The organism is Pseudoalteromonas sp. SWN166 (assembly GCF_015864485.1).
Taxonomy (GTDB): Bacteria; Pseudomonadota; Gammaproteobacteria; order Enterobacterales; family Alteromonadaceae; genus Pseudoalteromonas.
On record NZ_JADYXB010000034.1, the window covers coordinates 1 to 16,932 of the forward strand.

15 protein-coding genes are annotated in these 16,932 nt (G+C 40.4%); 11 read left to right on the top strand and 4 right to left on the bottom strand.

The features are described 5' to 3' along the window. Window positions 1–87: 87 nt before the first annotated feature. The gene (locus I6F49_RS16200; protein ID WP_197181334.1) at window positions 88–543 is read left to right on the top strand and encodes an SRPBCC family protein; all 456 of its coding nucleotides are present in this window, start codon (window positions 88–90) and stop codon (window positions 541–543) included. Then, entirely contained in the window at window positions 540–1,361 is an 822-nt protein-coding gene (locus I6F49_RS16205; RefSeq protein ID WP_197181319.1) for a sterol desaturase family protein, read from the top strand. The genes I6F49_RS16200 and I6F49_RS16205 overlap by 4 nt, the downstream gene beginning before the upstream one ends. A 1-nt stretch (window position 1,362) precedes the next feature. Here the strand turns inward: I6F49_RS16205 and I6F49_RS16210 are convergent, their stop codons facing one another. Together I6F49_RS16210 and I6F49_RS16215 are read right to left on the bottom strand one after the other, a co-directional pair. Continuing rightward, a complete protein-coding gene (locus I6F49_RS16210; protein ID WP_010554619.1) occupies window positions 1,363–1,743 on the bottom strand; it encodes a hypothetical protein in 381 nt (126 codons plus the stop codon). Further along, a complete protein-coding gene (locus I6F49_RS16215; RefSeq protein WP_197181320.1) occupies window positions 1,740–2,108 on the bottom strand; it encodes a hypothetical protein in 369 nt (122 codons plus the stop codon). The genes I6F49_RS16210 and I6F49_RS16215 overlap by 4 nt, the downstream gene beginning before the upstream one ends. A gap of 210 nt (window positions 2,109–2,318) precedes the next feature. Between I6F49_RS16215 and I6F49_RS16220 the strand changes: the two genes are divergently transcribed. Further along, entirely contained in the window at window positions 2,319–2,738 is a 420-nt protein-coding gene (locus tag I6F49_RS16220) for a VOC family protein (RefSeq protein WP_197181321.1), read from the top strand. Window positions 2,739–2,932: 194 nt separating this feature from the next. Continuing rightward, entirely contained in the window at window positions 2,933–3,751 is an 819-nt protein-coding gene (locus I6F49_RS16225) for a hypothetical protein (RefSeq protein WP_197181322.1), read from the top strand. Between the two features lie 24 nt (window positions 3,752–3,775). Here the strand turns inward: I6F49_RS16225 and I6F49_RS16230 are convergent, their stop codons facing one another. After that, window positions 3,776–4,660: an AraC family transcriptional regulator gene (locus tag I6F49_RS16230; RefSeq protein ID WP_197181323.1), complete on the bottom strand. Its 885-nt coding sequence runs from the start codon at window positions 4,658–4,660 to the stop codon at window positions 3,776–3,778. Between the two features lie 184 nt (window positions 4,661–4,844). Here I6F49_RS16230 and I6F49_RS16235 point away from each other — a divergent pair, with 184 nt between their 5' ends. Continuing rightward, a complete protein-coding gene (locus tag I6F49_RS16235; protein ID WP_197181324.1) occupies window positions 4,845–5,990 on the top strand; it encodes an iron-containing alcohol dehydrogenase in 1,146 nt (381 codons plus the stop codon). A 198-nt stretch (window positions 5,991–6,188) separates the two neighbouring features. After that, window positions 6,189–6,635, top strand: a complete 447-nt coding sequence (locus tag I6F49_RS16240) for a DoxX family protein (protein WP_165727290.1) — start codon at window positions 6,189–6,191, stop codon at window positions 6,633–6,635. Window positions 6,636–6,691: 56 nt separating this feature from the next. On the opposite strand, the gene I6F49_RS16245 is transcribed toward I6F49_RS16240, so the two are convergent. Continuing rightward, window positions 6,692–9,796, bottom strand: coding sequence for a beta-galactosidase (locus I6F49_RS16245; protein WP_197181325.1), 3,105 nt, complete (start codon window positions 9,794–9,796; stop codon window positions 6,692–6,694). A gap of 112 nt (window positions 9,797–9,908) precedes the next feature. Here I6F49_RS16245 and I6F49_RS16250 point away from each other — a divergent pair, with 112 nt between their 5' ends. From I6F49_RS16250 to I6F49_RS16270, 5 genes are all read left to right on the top strand, one after another. Then, window positions 9,909–10,727, top strand: coding sequence for an AraC family transcriptional regulator (locus I6F49_RS16250; protein WP_197181335.1), 819 nt, complete (start codon window positions 9,909–9,911; stop codon window positions 10,725–10,727). Between the two features lie 80 nt (window positions 10,728–10,807). Beyond that, a complete protein-coding gene (locus tag I6F49_RS16255; RefSeq protein ID WP_008135125.1) occupies window positions 10,808–11,128 on the top strand; it encodes a hypothetical protein in 321 nt (106 codons plus the stop codon). A gap of 149 nt (window positions 11,129–11,277) precedes the next feature. Beyond that, complete coding sequence (locus I6F49_RS16260; protein ID WP_166419260.1) at window positions 11,278–12,531, top strand: TolC family protein; 1,254 nt, start codon at window positions 11,278–11,280, stop codon at window positions 12,529–12,531. Further along, the gene (locus I6F49_RS16265; protein WP_165740915.1) at window positions 12,528–13,775 is read left to right on the top strand and encodes an efflux RND transporter periplasmic adaptor subunit; all 1,248 of its coding nucleotides are present in this window, start codon (window positions 12,528–12,530) and stop codon (window positions 13,773–13,775) included. The genes I6F49_RS16260 and I6F49_RS16265 overlap by 4 nt, the downstream gene beginning before the upstream one ends. Window positions 13,776–13,783: 8 nt before the next feature. Beyond that, the gene (locus tag I6F49_RS16270) at window positions 13,784–16,930 is read left to right on the top strand and encodes an efflux RND transporter permease subunit (protein ID WP_197176272.1); all 3,147 of its coding nucleotides are present in this window, start codon (window positions 13,784–13,786) and stop codon (window positions 16,928–16,930) included. The last annotated feature ends 2 nt before the right edge of the window (window positions 16,931–16,932 follow it).

The following is a 16,932-nucleotide window of genomic DNA, read 5'->3' on the forward strand; positions in this document are numbered from 1 at the left end:
TTTCTTCTTGTGTCAGCTGTTTATATTTCATTAAAGCAATTTCCTTTGGCGAGAAAATGGCCGAATTATAACAGCTGGCCATCTAATCTGAGAAATTGCACTTATTATCCGAATTTAGGAACGCTTAATGCACAGCCAAAACAAATAATAAGCACACTATTGGATCATCAACAGTTGCATCGATTTTTTAATGCCAAATTTACGCTGCTACAAGCACAAGACGAAGGGCAAATAGAAGGCGGAAAAGGATCTGTTAGGCAAGTGAAAATAGGTAAAATAACTTTTTCAGAGCAAATAATTAGTGCCGATCAAAATCAGATCAGTTACCAAATAGTAGGCGATAAACCAGTAGCTAATCATCGAGGCGATATATACCTCACTGCAAATAAAGACATCAATACTTTAGTTACCGAACTTAACTATTGCATAAGCTGCTCAGCTCCATGGTGGATGCCAAATGCATTACTTAAATATGTTATTACAAAAGATATAACCCAAGCGTTAAACAATTTAAATAATTATTTTTTGGCGGGTAAAGTATGAACTCAGAAATTATTTTACTCGCTCTGAGCCCATTATTTTTGATATTTGTTTGCTCTGAGTTTATTAAGTTTAAGCGCTATTACGACATAAAAGATAGCCTAGCAAATACAGTGTTAGCGCTATTACACCAAGGCGCAGATGCTATTGCGTTACTGCTGTTAATGCCTTTATTTAATTGGTTGTATGACTATAGATTGTTTGATATTGAAGTGAGTGTATTAAGTATTGCATTTGCATTTTTACTGCAAGATTTTTTGTATTATTGGTTTCATAAAGCATCGCATCATATTCATTGGTTGTGGGCTGCACATTTGGTGCACCATAGCTCAACTAAAATGAATTTCACCACCGCATTTAGGCAAAGCTTAATGTACCCCGTAGCCGGTATGTGGGTGTTTTGGCTACCTATGATTTTAATTGGATTTGAACCGCTAACAGTATTTAGCGTGGTTGCATTAAATTTGGCGTATCAATTTTTTGTACATACTCAAATAGTAGGTAAGTTAGGCTGGTTTGAAAAAGTATTTAATACGCCTTCGCATCACCGAGTTCATCACGCAATAAATGCAGGTTACCTTGATAAAAACTTTGCAGGTGTACTTATTATTTGGGATAAGTTATTTGGCACCTTTGTAGAAGAAGATAAATCAAAGCCTTGTAAATACGGAATTATAGGGCAGCTTAATAGTAATAATCCATTCGTTATTACGTTTCATCAGTGGGAGCACTTATTTAAAAGTGTTTATAAGGCATCGGGAATAAAAGCTAAATGTAGAGTACTATTTGGCTACCCTACAACTAGTATTAAACGTAAGTAAGTTATTGTGGCTTTTTACTTCTTGGCGCACCCAATAAAATACAAGTATGGCAAATGCATACAGATAAAAATGCACTAATACCCAATGCACCGCCATAGCCGTCAAGTTTTGGTACAAGGAATTCAAATAAGATTGAAAACAAAATAGATGAGCTTGCTACAGTATAAATACCAAATCGATGTGGGGCGCTCATACCTATGAATGTGCCGCCAAAAAATACAATTGCGTATAAATCGGGGTTTAAATTTAAGGCGCTAAAAATTAAATAAGCAATAATAGACAGTGAAGATGATGCTCTTACACCATCAAAGCGGCTATGTTTAGCCAAATAAAATGTTAAAAAAGCACCAAGCAGTACCAGTAAAGGGTATTCAATACTCATAATACAATTCCTTTAGCTAATACAAAAAGTGCCACACTTGCAAAAGCAACACTACCAAGCTTGCCACCAAAACCTGTAAACATGTTCATAGTGAGCACATATAAACTTGAGCCAATAAGCGAAATAATAGCAATCTCCCAGTAACTGGTAATTAAATGTGTTGAGCACATGCCCGCAAAGCTCCCAGCATAAATTGCAGCATACGGATGGTTTTTATAACGCTCAGGAAAAGGAATAAACGAGCCAATAAGTCCCGTTAGCGCTGCAGAAATCACTAAAGGCAAGTCAAAAGTAGTGTGCATCGCAAAGCAAGCTACAAAGCCTAAAAAGAAAGTGATGAATTTTAAAAGTAGGAATTTAATCATAGCGGCGCATTTTAAACTAATCCTTTAGCGCTTTCTAATACTCTCTAACAAATAAATGTTATAAGTAATTACAAACCTAAAAAGAGTGTTTTTCAAACAAATTTTAGGTATTAAATATGCTTAATAGTATCGTTGTTAATGTTCTATAAATCACAAGTTATGTATAATAGCGATAATTTAATATATTAAAGAGTTAACCAAGGGTAATTTATGTCTAACTGTTTGCATCTGGCTATTCCAGCTGGCGATTTAAAAGTGGCTAAAGCGTTTTATTGTGACGTACTAGGCTGCAAAACGGGTAATAGTGAAGAAGGTCGCTGGGTAGATATAGATTTTTGGGGTAATGAACTTACCTTGCACCAAAGCGTTGAGCGCTTACCGACAGTTCGCCACGACGTAGATATGGGCGCAGTTGCAGTACCTCACTTTGGGATTCACTTATCTGAAGATGAATTTAATGGATTAAAAAAACGTATTGAAGATGCGGGTATTGAATACCTAGATAAACCATACCGTCGTTTTATTGGTGATGAGTTTGAGCAAGAAACGTTTTTTATTGAAGATCAAAATGGCAATGTGCTTGAAATGAAAACCATGGTAAACCCAGAGGTTTTGTTTAAAAAAGTATAAATGCAGTTGTATTAGTAAAGCTTATAGCCACTTTAATTAGTGGCTTTTTTATAACTGTTAATCAGTGTTTTTTGATAAATGACTTAATATTTATAGGTGAAAAAAATCACACTATATGAGTGATTTTTATTCACTCTACAATATAGTAACAGCCGCGTAGACTTAATCTTAACTCTCATACTTTATTGTTATTTATGCTACTTAAACTCACAATCGCACCTTTGCTTATTTTACTGATAACATATGCCCAAAAGCGCTTTGGTAGTTTTGTTAGTGGGATTATTCCTGGATTGCCTATCACCTCGGGGCCAATATCTTATTTTATAGCGCTGGAGCAAGGTAAGCTATTTGCTGCAAACTCTGCTGTGGCATCTTTATACGGTATGAGTGGTATAGGTTTATTTTGTTTTAGTTACTTGGTTGTATCACGAAGATTTGGTGTGTTTAAGTCGCTTTTTACAGCGTTAAGCATTTGGTGTGTATTTAGCATTATTACTTTATTTTTGCCTGTGGATATTATTGTGGCGAGTGTGGTTTCGCTGTGTATTTTACTCGGTTTAACTGTTATCTCTACAAAGCTAAATATATCAGTTGATGCAAAACCATTAAATGCTCGCTGGGAGCTGCCAGTAAAAATGGTACTCGTAACAAGTTTTATTGTGCTTGTTACGTTTATATCACAACATATAGGGTCTGCTTGGAGCGGATTAATATCTACCTTTCCGGTTATTTTAGCGGTGATGGGCAGTGTTGCTCACTTTAGTGACAAACAAGCCTCAACGTTTAAAATTCTTAATGGCGGTATTATTGGTTCATTAGGTGGCTGTGTATTTTTTGCAGTAATTGCGTTTATGTTAAAGCATCACTTTATGACTTGGCAGGTATACGCAACAGCAGCTATTTGCTCAACGTTATTTACTATTATTTTTAGCCAATTTATTAATCGCCAATTTAGTAAGCGAGCTATGCTAAACACCAAAAAAGCAGTGCTTAAAATTGACTCGCTCGGTTAATTTATATCTCTAAAGGCATAATCTTTAGCTATGCAATTGAGTTAACATTTCACTTGGCGTTTTATTAAAGTGACGCTTAAATTCGCGGCTAAATTGCGATGGACTGGTATAGCCAACTTTTAATGCGGCTTCGTTTGCCTTGCTTCCACTGCTGGTTATAAGCTCTTTGGCTTTAGCTAAGCGTACTTTTTTTAAATATTGTAATGGTGACTCAAACGTTACTTGCCTAAAAGCACGATGAAACGACGACACACTCATATTTACATCTTCAGCTAACCCTTCAACCGTAATTTGATTGGCATAACTACTGTGCATTGTAGAGAGCGTACGTGCTATACGCGCATAATGCCCGTCGTGCATAGCAAGGCCTATTAACGTGTCGCCTTGTGGGCCGCAAAGCACGCGGTATACTAATTCTTTTACGATATCTTCGCCAAAAATGTCAGCCTCAATAGGGTTATTAAGCACGCTAAGTAAGCGGTGGGTTACTTGCTCCATTGCGCCATCTATTTTAGCCGATTGAACGCCACCCATTTGCCCTGAAGTGAATGGTTTATGTGTACCAATTTGGTTTACTAGTTTGTGTAACATTACCGGGTTTATATCTATAACTATGCCCATTACAGGCAGGTTGTTATCGGTAAAAGCTTCGCACTCAAGTGGTACGGGTACACCTAAAACAAGGTAGTCACCTTCGCCATACTTTATTTGATGTTCAGGGAAATGAATTATTTTATGTCCTTGGCCAACAATAATAATACCTGAGTTATATATGAGAGGCTGGCGTGGCGAGCTTTTACTTGCGCGATGAAAATACACATCTGGAATAATGGTTTCCATGTTGCCTTCAAAGTTGAGTAAATTATTATGCTCTGCAAATTTTTGCATCATGTTGGCTATTGAGGACATTAAAGCATCTACTATCGTACGAATTTTGCGTAAAATATCAATGTTGACAGTTTTAGGCAAGCTTTTGCGAGTTATTGGGCTTTTTTAATGTTTGTTTTGCCACTAATATGCACTCATTGAAGTTTGGCTTAGTTAGTAACTAAGCATTCTATTTAGTATTTAACCGTCACCTAGGAGCAAAATAATGAAATTTAGCTACGTAAATCCAACACTTATCCAGTTCGGCCAAGAACAAATTGCCTCACTAACTGATTTGATCGCAAAAGATCAAAAAGTATTAGTAGTGTACGGCGGCGGTTCAATTAAAAAGAACGGCGTGTACGATCAAGTTGCAGCAGCACTTGAAGGCTTTGATTGGGTTGAGTTTTCGGGCGTTGGCGCTAACCCAACAATTGAAGTGTTAGACCAAGCAGTAAAAATTTGTAAAGAACAAGATATAGACTTTGTACTAGGTGTAGGCGGCGGTTCAGTAATCGACGGCGTTAAATACATTGCAGCATCTGCCGTTTATGATGGCGAAGGTTGGGATATTCCTACTGGTAAGCATAAAGTAACTAGCGCATTACCTATTGGGGCAGTACTTACGCTTCCAGCTACAGGTTCTGAGTCTAACCAAGGTTCTGTTGTGAGCAAAGCTGCGACTAAACAAAAACTTCCGTTTATGTCTCCTGCGGTACAACCTAAGTTTGCAATTATGGACCCTGATGTAATGAAAACATTACCACAGCGCCAACTTGTAAATGGTTTAGTAGATGCATGGGTTCATACGTGTGAGCAGTACCTAACATTCCCTGCCGGTGCACTTGTACAAGATGGTTACGCTGAAGCGCTATTAAAAGCACTTAAATCATTAGGCGATAACTTTGAAAACCAAGACGATGCATGGCGCGCAAACCTTATGTGGGCAGCAAACCAAGCACTTAATGGTTTAATTGGTTCTGGTGTATCGCAAGATTGGGCTACGCACATGATTGGCCACGAGCTTACAGCCGCTTACGGTGTTGACCATGCACGTTCACTTGCTATTGTTCAGCCTTCTTTACTGCGCAACCAATTTGCAGTTAAAAAAGCAAAACTAGAGCAAATGGGTAAAAACGTATTTGGTCTTGAGCAATCTGACGACTTAGCTGAGAAAACAATTGCAGCAATTGAAGCGTTTTACCACAGCCTTGACGTAGCAACTGTGCTTACTGAACATGGCGATGATAAAGCCGCGGCTATTGACAATATTATTGGTAAACTTGAAGCGCACGGCATGCTAGCACTTGGTGAAAACCAAGCAATTACGCTTAAAGAAAGCCGTGAAATTTTAGAGCAAGCTGTTGCTTAATCACTTTTAAGTAACTTAAAACTAAAAGCCGCTAACGTTTAAAGTTAGCGGCTTTTTTGTGCATAAAATATATTAAAAACACTGCATTGATAATTAACCAATAATACCGATATTAATGTTTGTAAATGATGATAGTAAACTGTGCTCAACGGTTAGGAAAAACCTAACGCTCAAATAAATTAAACGGGACTAAAACTCATGAAATTGTTAAACACATTATTAAGCTCAAAAGCAGGCGTAGCAGCATTAATTTTACGAGTGCCAGTTGGCCTTATTTTAGCGGCGCATGGTGCACAAAAATTATTTGCTTGGTTTGGCGGTTATGGCCTGGAAGGCACAGGGCAATGGATGGCAAGTATTGGCTTAGAGCCAGGTTATTGGTTAGCAATGATGGCCGGTAGTGCAGAGTTTTTTGGTGGTATTGCCTTGGTAATTGGTTTATTAACACGCCCAGCAGCGGTTGTTGCCGGCTTTACAATGTTGATTGCTATTTTTAGCGTGCATATTAGTAATGGTTTGTTTATGGCAAACAATGGCTACGAATATGCTTTAACGTTACTTGTTGTAATGGCTGTACTTGTTATTCAAGGGGCAGGAAGTTTTTCGCTTGATAACGTATTAGCTAAAAAACTAGCTAATAAATAACGTTTATAAATTTAAAAAACAGCGGCCAATTTGGCCGCTGTTTTTGTTTAAATAACCTATTTAGCTGAAAAAGTTAAAGAATAACTATACTGCTTTTGCTCAAGTAAATATTCTTTATGGGTGCTTGGGCTCCACGAGTCATCGCCACCCACGCCCATATGTTGATGATCAATATGCACATGCACGCAATCATCAGCAATTAGTTCATTAGTGTGCTTTGCCTGAGTTAACATGCTTTGCGAATACTCACTGGCGACAAATAAAAACGCGCCAGTTACGGTTAAGTTATTAATGCTCAGTAATTGGCAATCGCTACGCAGGCCGTTATCAGTTGGAAATATATACGGTGTATGTAGATCATTTAAGCTCAAGCTATAATAACCTAAACGAGCAGCGGCTTTGCGATCTGGGTAGTTTTCAAAAGGACCTAACCCTAGCCAATTTACTTGTGTATCGCTTTGCTTGTTAAGCGTTGTACTTAATCCTATTCGCGGCATTGACGGTAGGGTGTCGTTTAAGTTCACATCAACATTTAAGCTAATATTGCCGGTATTATTGAGGGTATATAACCACTGTGTTTGAGCCTGTAGCACGCCATTAAACTCGTAATTAAATACACAAGTAATACGTACATCAACGCTTGATTGCACTGCATTAATTGAGCTACAAGTGCGCTGCCATTGCCCAATACCTGCGCGCAACCAACGAGCTTCCCATGCATTAGGATCTAGGTTGTCTACCTCGCTTACACCAATATCGTTATCAAGTGGTGCACGATAAAAATTATCAACTAATGGGCTACTAATAACCTGAGTATCGTTTTGTAACCACTGCTCTATAAGCCCTGATTGCTTACTAAAAATAAGTTTAAACTTATCGCCTTCAATACTTAGGTGAGAGTCTGTTTCATTAACACTTATAGCGCTTTGCTCTGTAGCTGATGCAAACACATTACTGCTTAAGCTCTTGCTGTTTATAAGCTTAAACTGCGCGGTATCCATAACGTGATTAGCGTTTGCAAAGTGCGAGTCGTTAATTAGCACACACTCTAAATTTAAGTGATACTGTGCGCCTTGCTCAAACGTTGTTTTAGTTTTAATAGTTAAAGTGTGCGTACTTTGCGGCGCTATATTAAGTACTTGCTCGCCTTGCTCAACGCATATGCCATTTTGCATTAATTGCCAAACGAGTTTTTCGTTATCTGTTGCCCTAAATACGTAATCGCTAAATACATCAATACTGTATTGATTTTTATTTTGCTCACGCAGTGTAAATTGTAAATGTTGCTGGCTGTATTTAGCTTCAAATAGGCTTGGGTGCGGTGTACGGTCAGGGAATAATAAACCGTTTATACAAAATTGACGGTCATTTAGTTCATCACCAAAGTCGCCACCGTAAGCCCAGTAATGCTCGCCATTTTCGTCTGTTTTAGATAAACCTTGGTCTACCCAATCCCAAATAAAGCCACCTTGTAGGCGTGGGTATTCTCTAAATGCTTGCCAGTAATCGTCAAAGCTACCTAGGCTGTTACCCATAGCGTGCGCGTACTCACATAAAATAAGCGGGCGAGTTTCGCCTGGCAAACTCAACCATTTTTTAATTGAATGCTTTGGTACGGCGTCGTCGGCAATATGCGTATCTACACGGGCATACATTGGGCAAATAATGTCGGTAGCCGTTGTATTTGCTCCGCCGCCTTCGTATTGCACTGGGCGAGAGGGGTCAAAGCTTTTTGACCAGCCGTACATGGCATCGTGGTTTGCGCCGTGCCCGCATTCGTTACCTAGTGACCAAATAATAATAGAGGGGTGGTTTTTATCGCGTTCAACCATTTGTGTATAACGCGACATAAATGCGCCAGCCCACTGCGGATCGCTCGCTAAACGCCCCATAGGAAACATGCCATGGGTTTCTATGTTGGCTTCATCTACTACGTATAAACCTAGCTCGTCACATAGCTCGTAAAAACGAGGGTGATTAGGATAATGAGCAGTACGCACAGCGTTAAAGTTATTTTGCTTCATCAGCTTAATATCTTCAATCATATCGGCGGTACTTACTGCATGACCGTTTTTTGGGTGATGTTCGTGGCGGTTAACTCCGCGAATAAGCAACGGTTTGCCATTTACACACAGTTGCCCGTTAAGCATTTCTACTTTTCTAAAACCAATGTTGTAGGCTTCAACATCTATAGTCTCGCCTTGCTCATCAAGTAGGCTTACTACGCAGCGGTATAAGTACGGGGTTTCAGCGGTCCATTTTTTAGGGCTTGTTATTGCTACGTTATGAAAAACCACATCAGCCCAGCTGCCTTTTTCATCAGCACGTTTATTATTAGTGCTTTGAATTTGCGGCTCACATAACGGTGTTTCGCCATCAAATACTTGTATGGCAACTTTATAGTCATTAGCAGTGTCATTACGATTGGGTATATCAATTGTAGTTTTAATTGCTAACGTGGCATCGCGGTAGCATGCGTCTAAATCCGGCGTTATAAATACATCACTAATTTGACTTTGTGGTTTTGTAAGTAAGTTAACATCGCGAAAAATACCGCTTAGCCACCACATGTCCTGATCTTCTAAATAACTGCCATCGCTCCAACGAATTACCATAACCGCAATACGGTTAGTGCCCGCAACTAAAAGTTCGCTTAAATCAAATTCGCTGGGTAAGCGGCTATCTTGTGAATAACCCACCCATTGCCCGTTACACCAAAGATGAAAAGCCGAGTTAACGCCTTCAAAAATTATATGATTACGCTGCGCTAACTGCTCGGGTGTGATAGTAAATTCAGTGCGGTAACAACCAGTAGGGTTGTCGCTTGGTACAAATGGCGGGTTCACTGCAAACGGGTATTTAACATTACAATAAATAGGTTTATCAAAACCGTGTAGTTGCCAGTTAGAAGGCACAGTAATACTTTGCCAATCGCTGCCTAGTGTTTCACTTAGCAGTGACTCATCGACCGCTTCGGGCTTATCAAATAATTTAAAATCCCACTGGCCGTTTAAGCTTTGCTTTTGCGATTGTGTATTTGCACGAGCGTCTTCAACTGTTTTAAAGCCATTAAGTGGGCAGTGCGCTTTTACTTGATTAACTTGTACTGAAATTGGGTTTTCCCAATCTCGGCGATTAATTATGTGCTGTAAAGAGGTCATGTTTATCCTATTGCATAAGCGGGCAATTATAATGCGCTAAATATAGCTAAAAATAATCGCAGGGGTTATGCTTAAAGCTCTCCTTTATTTGTCCAAAACTATCATTTTAATTATGCGCTATAACATTAAAGACATACTTGATATTGGTCCGCGTTGTATAGAACGCTTTATTGATTCACAAACGCTCGCGCAAATGCCAAACCTTGAAATAGCACTTGCGGGTTGCTCAAACCTATCGGGTCGTTATTGCGTAGCACGCTCAGCACCGCTAGAACATACACTTTTTTATACACTTGCAGGGCAGGGTAAATTAACAACACAAAATGAGCAGTACACACTTAATGCCAATACACTTATTGTGCTACCAGCAAAGCAAAGCTTTGAAGTGAAAATTGATGCTGAACATTGGGATGTTATTTGGTTAAACCTTGCAAATACTAAACGTTGGCAGCATTTAAACTTAGCGCAAGCATTGGTATTAACCGAGCAAAAACTTGAACCGTTACACCTTGCTATGGAGCTTTTATACAGCGAGCCCAATGTTAATTTACGCGAAAGCGTAACGCCTATTTTAAGTCATTACTTAAATGCTACGCTGCAAAATAATTCACAGGGTGCGGCGCATAATCGTTTAATTAGTCTGTTTGAAGAGGTAGATAAGCGCTTGCAGTTTGATTGGACAATAGAGGTAATGTGCGAACATGTGCATTACTCATCGCCGCATTTGCATCGTTTATGCCAAGCGCAATTTGGTAAAAGTCCAATACAACAACTTATTTATTTACGCATTGAACGGGCTAAAAACTTATTGTTAAACACGGCTTGGCCAATTTCGCATGTGGCAAGTTATGTGGGGTACTCTAATATTTTTAATTTTTCCAAACGTTTTAAGAAGTCGGTAGGTGTGTCGCCAAGCGAATTTAGAAAATAACGTTAGCGGCTCTCTACATTTGAATAAATTTAAGGTATTGTGCGATTTCTTAAATTGCATTTTAGAGTTTTAGGTAGGTAATGCGCTCAAACCGTTTTTTAATAGTGATATTATTAGTGCTTGTACACAGCTTTATTAGCTGTGATGGTGCTGCGTATCATTTGCAAGAAGACGTTGATCACGTAACCAGTTCGTTATCGCAAGGCGACTCCACAGCCGATGATAACCAAAGCGATAAAACATCAACTACCGAGATTCATGCCCACCAACATTGCCATTGTGGCTACAACAGCACCTCTAGCCATTCAATAAGCCCAGAGCAAAGTAAAGCAACTTCGCCTGCGTGCTATAACGGGTTAAATTACCCGCCAGATGTACCGCCACCAAATTTTTATAGCTAGCTTTTAATTTTAAATACTTTGTAAAAACTGCCTGCGCTTGTGCGCTATTAGGCTAGTTATTTACATATTTAGGTTGCTTGATCGCGCTTGTTTTTAAAATAGGCGTAGTGATTAAGTTAACTCTGTTTGTTAAAAAACGGACACGCTATATGAATAAAAAACCAATTATGCTGGTGGCGCTAATGTGCGCGCTACCTGCTTTTAGTACTTTGGCGAATGTTAAAACATTAACCCTTAAGCAGGCACTGAGTAATACCGAACAACAAAATCTGGTATTAAAACGCTACCCTTATCATCAAAAAATATTGAGTGCGCTTAAATCTCAAGCTGCTCTTTCGCCTAATCCTGTATTGAATATTGAAGCTGAAAACTTACTGGGCACAAACAAGGCGCGTGGCATTCAAGGCGCTGAAATAACACTTGGGCTTAGCCAACTAATAGAGCTGGGCGATAAGCGCCAAAGCCGTATTAATTACGCAACCGCCAATATTAAAGCCCAAGCAATACAGTATCAAAATACCCGTTTAGCGTTATTGGCAACCACTGCTGAGCGATACTATCAAGGGCTTAAATTTCAAACATTATTAAGTTTAAATAGTGAACGTAAACAGGTAGTTACCCAGGCGCTTAAAGCGATTGAACAAAGAGCCAATGCGGGTGCTGCGTCGCAAGCTGATGTAACGCGCATGCGTTATGCACTTAGCCAAGTAGAGCTTGATAAAGCCATGCTTAATAGTGAATTTGAGCGAGCAAGTTTATCGCTTAACGAGCTGTGGAGTGAGGAGCAACCCTACGATACTTTTGCTGGCAATATTAATGTAATTACTGCGCTTAAATCAGCACAAGCACTTTTAGATGCGGTTAACCAAGCTCCTGAATTTGCATTATTACAGCAGCAATATTTACAGCAAACAGCCAACTTAACACTACAAAAAGCAAACGGACAAACCGATATTAACGTAGGGGGAGGCGTGCGCTATAACCAGCAAAATGACTCCAGCTCGTTAGTGTTTTCGTTTTCTATGCCACTGCAATTAAGCAATTCTAATAGCGGCAATATTGCAGCTGCAAATAGTCAGCTCATGCTTTTAAATGAGCAGCAAGGGCAATTGCGCATCCAGCTACGCCAGCAAGTACGTACTTTGTACGCTTATTATCAAGGTCGAGCTAATCAGGCAAAGCTATTATCTGATCAAATTATTCCTCAGGCACAAACATTGATTGAGCAAAGCTTAAAAAGTTATCAACGCGGACAAATTTCGGTGTTGCAATTGCTTGATGCTCAACAAGCACTTTTTGATTCTAAACGCACACTTATTACAACTCACGCAGAGCTGTACCAAGTGCTACTTACTCTTGAGCGTTTAACAGGCCAATCTTTAATTGAGACTCATCAATCATGAATAAAAATATAATCGCATTACTAGTATCACTTTCGTTTGCCAGCAGCTTTGTAAGTACACATGCATTTGCCTCTGCTGAGCATGGCGAGTCAGGTCATAAAGAAACTGAGCAACACGAGCAAAAGCAAGGTCCACACGGCGGCTTTTTATTAACTGACCCTAAATTAACACTTGAGCTTAAATTGCAAGAATTTGCAGGTAATGTTGAGCTACGTGTATATGGCTATAAACAAAATCAGCCAATTAATATAAACGACTTAAACATAACAATGAGTTTAAAACGTTTAGTTGAAGCCCCGCAAAATATACAGTTTACAGCTGAGGGCGACTACCTTGTGAGCACGCAATCAATTAACGAACCGCATTCGTTTGCACTTACCGTTACTGCTAATTATAACAGTGAGAGCATTAGCTATGAGTACGATCAACACGAAGGGCAAACCACGTTAACAGAGCGAGCTATTGAGCGCGCAGGCATTAAAACCGAGATAGCGCAAAGTGGTGAAGTAGATATTACCGATACGCTTTTTGGTGTTATTGCTCCAACACAACACGGCACGGTAGAAGTAATGGCGCCGTATGCCGGATTGATCAGTGATATTTTTGTAAGCATTGGTCAAAACGTTAAAAAAGGCGAAGTACTTGCCAATGTAACCAACCGCGAAACACTGCAAAATTACCCCATTAAAAGCCCAATTAGCGGCGTTGTAACCGAGCAATACTTAAAGCGTGGCGAGCTTGCAAGCACCAGCGCACTTATGCAGGTAGTTAACCTTGATAAAGTATGGGTTGAGTTATCGGCTTTTCCTGAAAACATTGAAAAACTCGCCATTGGTCAAAGCGCTAAAGTGTACGACCTACATCATCATTTAAATACGCAAGGAAAAGTGTTTTTTATAGCTCCAATGATGACTGGCGGGCACATAGCGCGCGCCCGTATAGAGCTTAATAACCCAGACGGGCATTGGCGCCCAGGCATGCATATAAATAGCGATGTAAGTGTGGCTAAAATAAATGCCAGCGTGCGTGTAAAGCCACAAGCAATTCAAGAGTTTAACGGTCAATTCAGTGTGTTTGTTCGTAAAAACAATGTATTTGAAGTGCGTCCCGTTACCTTAGGTGCAAAAAATAGCGAGTGGGTAGAAGTACTTACAGGCTTAAACGCAGGTAGCGAATACGTAACAGACAATAGTTATGTCATTAAAGCCGATATTTTAAAAAGCGGCGCAAGCCACGCTCACTAGGAGGCACCATGATTAATTGGATAGTTTCTTTTGCGGTTAAACGCCGCATGCTGGTGCTTGCGCTTACATTTTTATTTGCTGGATTTGGTGTATACAACATTCAAAATTTAGCAGTAGACGCAGTACCCGATATAACTAACGTACAAGTGCAAATTAATACCAAAGCGCAGGGTTTTACGCCATTAGAGGTAGAGCAACGCATTACCTATTTGGTAGAAACCGCCATGGCGGGCATACCTAAGCTTGATTATACCCGTTCGCTTTCGCGTTATGGGCTTTCGCAAGTAACGGTTATTTTTAATGAAGGCACCGATATTTATTGGGCGCGTCAGCAAATTGGTGAGCGCATTCAAAGTATTCGCTCCGACTTACCTAATAACGTAGAGCCAAACTTGGGTCCTATTGCCAGTGGTTTAGGCGAAATATTTACTTATAGTGTGCACGCCACGCCTAATGCGTTAAAAGAAGATGGCACCGCCTACAACGCCGAAGACTTACGTACTTTACAAGATTGGGTTATTCGCCCGCAGCTTTTAAAAGTAAAAGGCGTTACCGAAATAAACAGCCAAGGTGGTTTTGAGCGCCAATACCAAGTAGCGCCAGTGCCCGAAAAACTCATTGCCTATAAGCTTACTATTAGCGATGTAATTAGTGCACTTGAGGTTAATAACAGTAACCGAGGCGCAGGCTATATTGAGCGCTTTGACGGGCAATATTTAGTACGCTCGCCTGGGCAGCTTAAAACACTAGAAGACATAGCCAATACCGTTATAGCTAAGCGCGACGATGCGCCTGTACGCATTAAAGATGTGGCTAACGTGCTTTTAGGCAAAGAGCTTAGAACCGGCGCGGCCACTTATAACGGCGAAGAAACCGTGCTCGGCACCGCCATGATGCTAATTGGCGAAAACAGCCGCGTAGTGGCAAAAGCCATGGCTGATAAGTTAGTTGATGTGCAAAAAAGCTTACCCGCTGGCGTTATTGTTGAAGCGGTTTACGACCGCACAACTCTTGTTGATAAAACCATAGCAACCGTGCAAACCAACTTATTTGAAGGTGCCGTTTTAGTGATAGTAATTTTGCTATTACTGCTGGGTAATGTAACGGGCGCGCTTATTACGGCAATGGTTATTCCGTTGAGTATGTTGTTTGCCGTTACAGGAATGGTGGGTAATCGCGTATCGGGTAACCTAATGAGCCTAGGCGCAATCGACTTTGGTTTAATTGTTGATGGCGCTGTAATTGTTGTTGAAAACTGCCTGCGCCAACTCGGTGTAGCTCAGCATAAACATGGCAGGCTACTTACCTTAAACGAGCGTTTAAATGTAGTGACCGAAGCCACCAAAGAAGTATTTACACCGGCTGTATTTGGCATTGTTATTATTATGCTGGTTTACTTACCTTTATTTGCACTAAGTGGCGTTGAAGGCAAAATGTTTCAGCCAATGGCATTTACTGTAGTTGCGGCGTTAATTGGCGCGCTTATATTTGGCGTTACCTTTGTACCCGCTGCTATTGCAGTGTTTGTTCGCGGTAAGGTTGATGAAACCGAAAACGCAGTCATGCGCGGCGTTAAAAAAGTGTATAAGCCATTACTTGGTATATCGCTTAAATTACCGTGGCTGATGGTGGGTATTGCCACTGCATTAGTATTAGTGCTTGGTTTTAAAGTTAAAAACATGGGCGCAGAATTTTTACCGAAACTTGATGAGGGGGATATTGCTATGCACGCGCTGCGCATTACTGGCACCGGTATTGAGCAATCTGTGCAAATGCAAAAAGAGCTTGAGCAAGCCATATTAGATCAGCCTGAGGTTGCTAACGTATTTTCAAAAATTGGTACTGCCGATGTAGCAAGCGATCCTATGCCGCCCAATGTTGCCGATACTTTTTTAATACTCAAACCGCAAGATGAGTGGCCTAATCCAGCACTTACTAAAGCAGAATTGGTTCAGCAAATTCGTACCCGTGTTAACGATGTCCCTGGTAATAATTACGAATTTACACAACCAATAGAAATGCGCTTTAATGAGTTAATTGCTGGCGTGCGCGCCGATGTGGCACTGCGTATTTATGGTGACGACTTAAGCGTACTTAAAGAGTTTGGCGAAAAAGCCACAGGGCTAATGCGTAATATTGCAGGTGCTACCGATGTACGTTTGGAGCAAATGGAAGGATTGCCAACACTTTCGGTAACACCAATGCGCGACCATATGGCGTTATTGGGTTTAAGCGTAAACGATATTCAACAGACACTTGCCGCCGCTGTTGGTGGTGTGCAAACCGGACTAATTTACGAAGGCGATAAACGTTTTTCGTTATTAGTACGCCTTGATAAACGTTGGTCTAGCGATGTATCAGCACTTGCTCGTTTGCCAGTTGCTTTACCTAAAGATAGTAACCCAGAACTTGCGTTTGTACCGCTTGGCGAAGTGGCAACAATTAGCATTGAAAAAGGGCCTAATCAAATAAACCGCGAAAGCGGTAAACGTAACGTAGTGGTAACTGCCAATGTGGAAGGGCGCGATTTAGCAAGCTTTGTAAGTGATGCGCAAGCAAGCATGAATGAATCACTTAACTTACCAAGTGGCTATTGGCTTGAATACGGCGGCACGTTTGAGCAGCTACAATCAGCAAGTAAGCGATTGTCGTTGGTTGTGCCGGTCACTTTACTGCTTATATTTGGCTTACTGTATAGCGCCTTTGGATCGCTTCGTGATTCATTGATTATATTTAGTGGTGTGCCACTGGCATTAACGGGTGGTGTGCTTGCGTTATTGCTGCGCGATATGCCGCTTTCAATATCAGCGGGTGTCGGCTTTATTGCCCTAAGTGGTGTCGCGGTATTAAACGGCGTAGTTATGCTGTCGTTTATAAAGCAGTTACGAAGCGATGGTTTAAGTTTGTTTGATGCAATTCACAGCGGTGCATTACAGCGCTTGCGCCCAGTACTGATGACGGCGCTGGTGGCAAGTTTAGGCTTTATACCTATGGCGCTTAATTCGGGAACGGGTTCTGAAATGCAAAAACCTCTCGCGACAGTAGTGGTTGGCGGGATTATTTCATCAACTTTACTGACACTGTTAATATTGCCTGCGCTTTATAAGTTAGTACATTCTAAATTTACTAAAAAAGCAGAAGCTGAATTAGCTTAAAT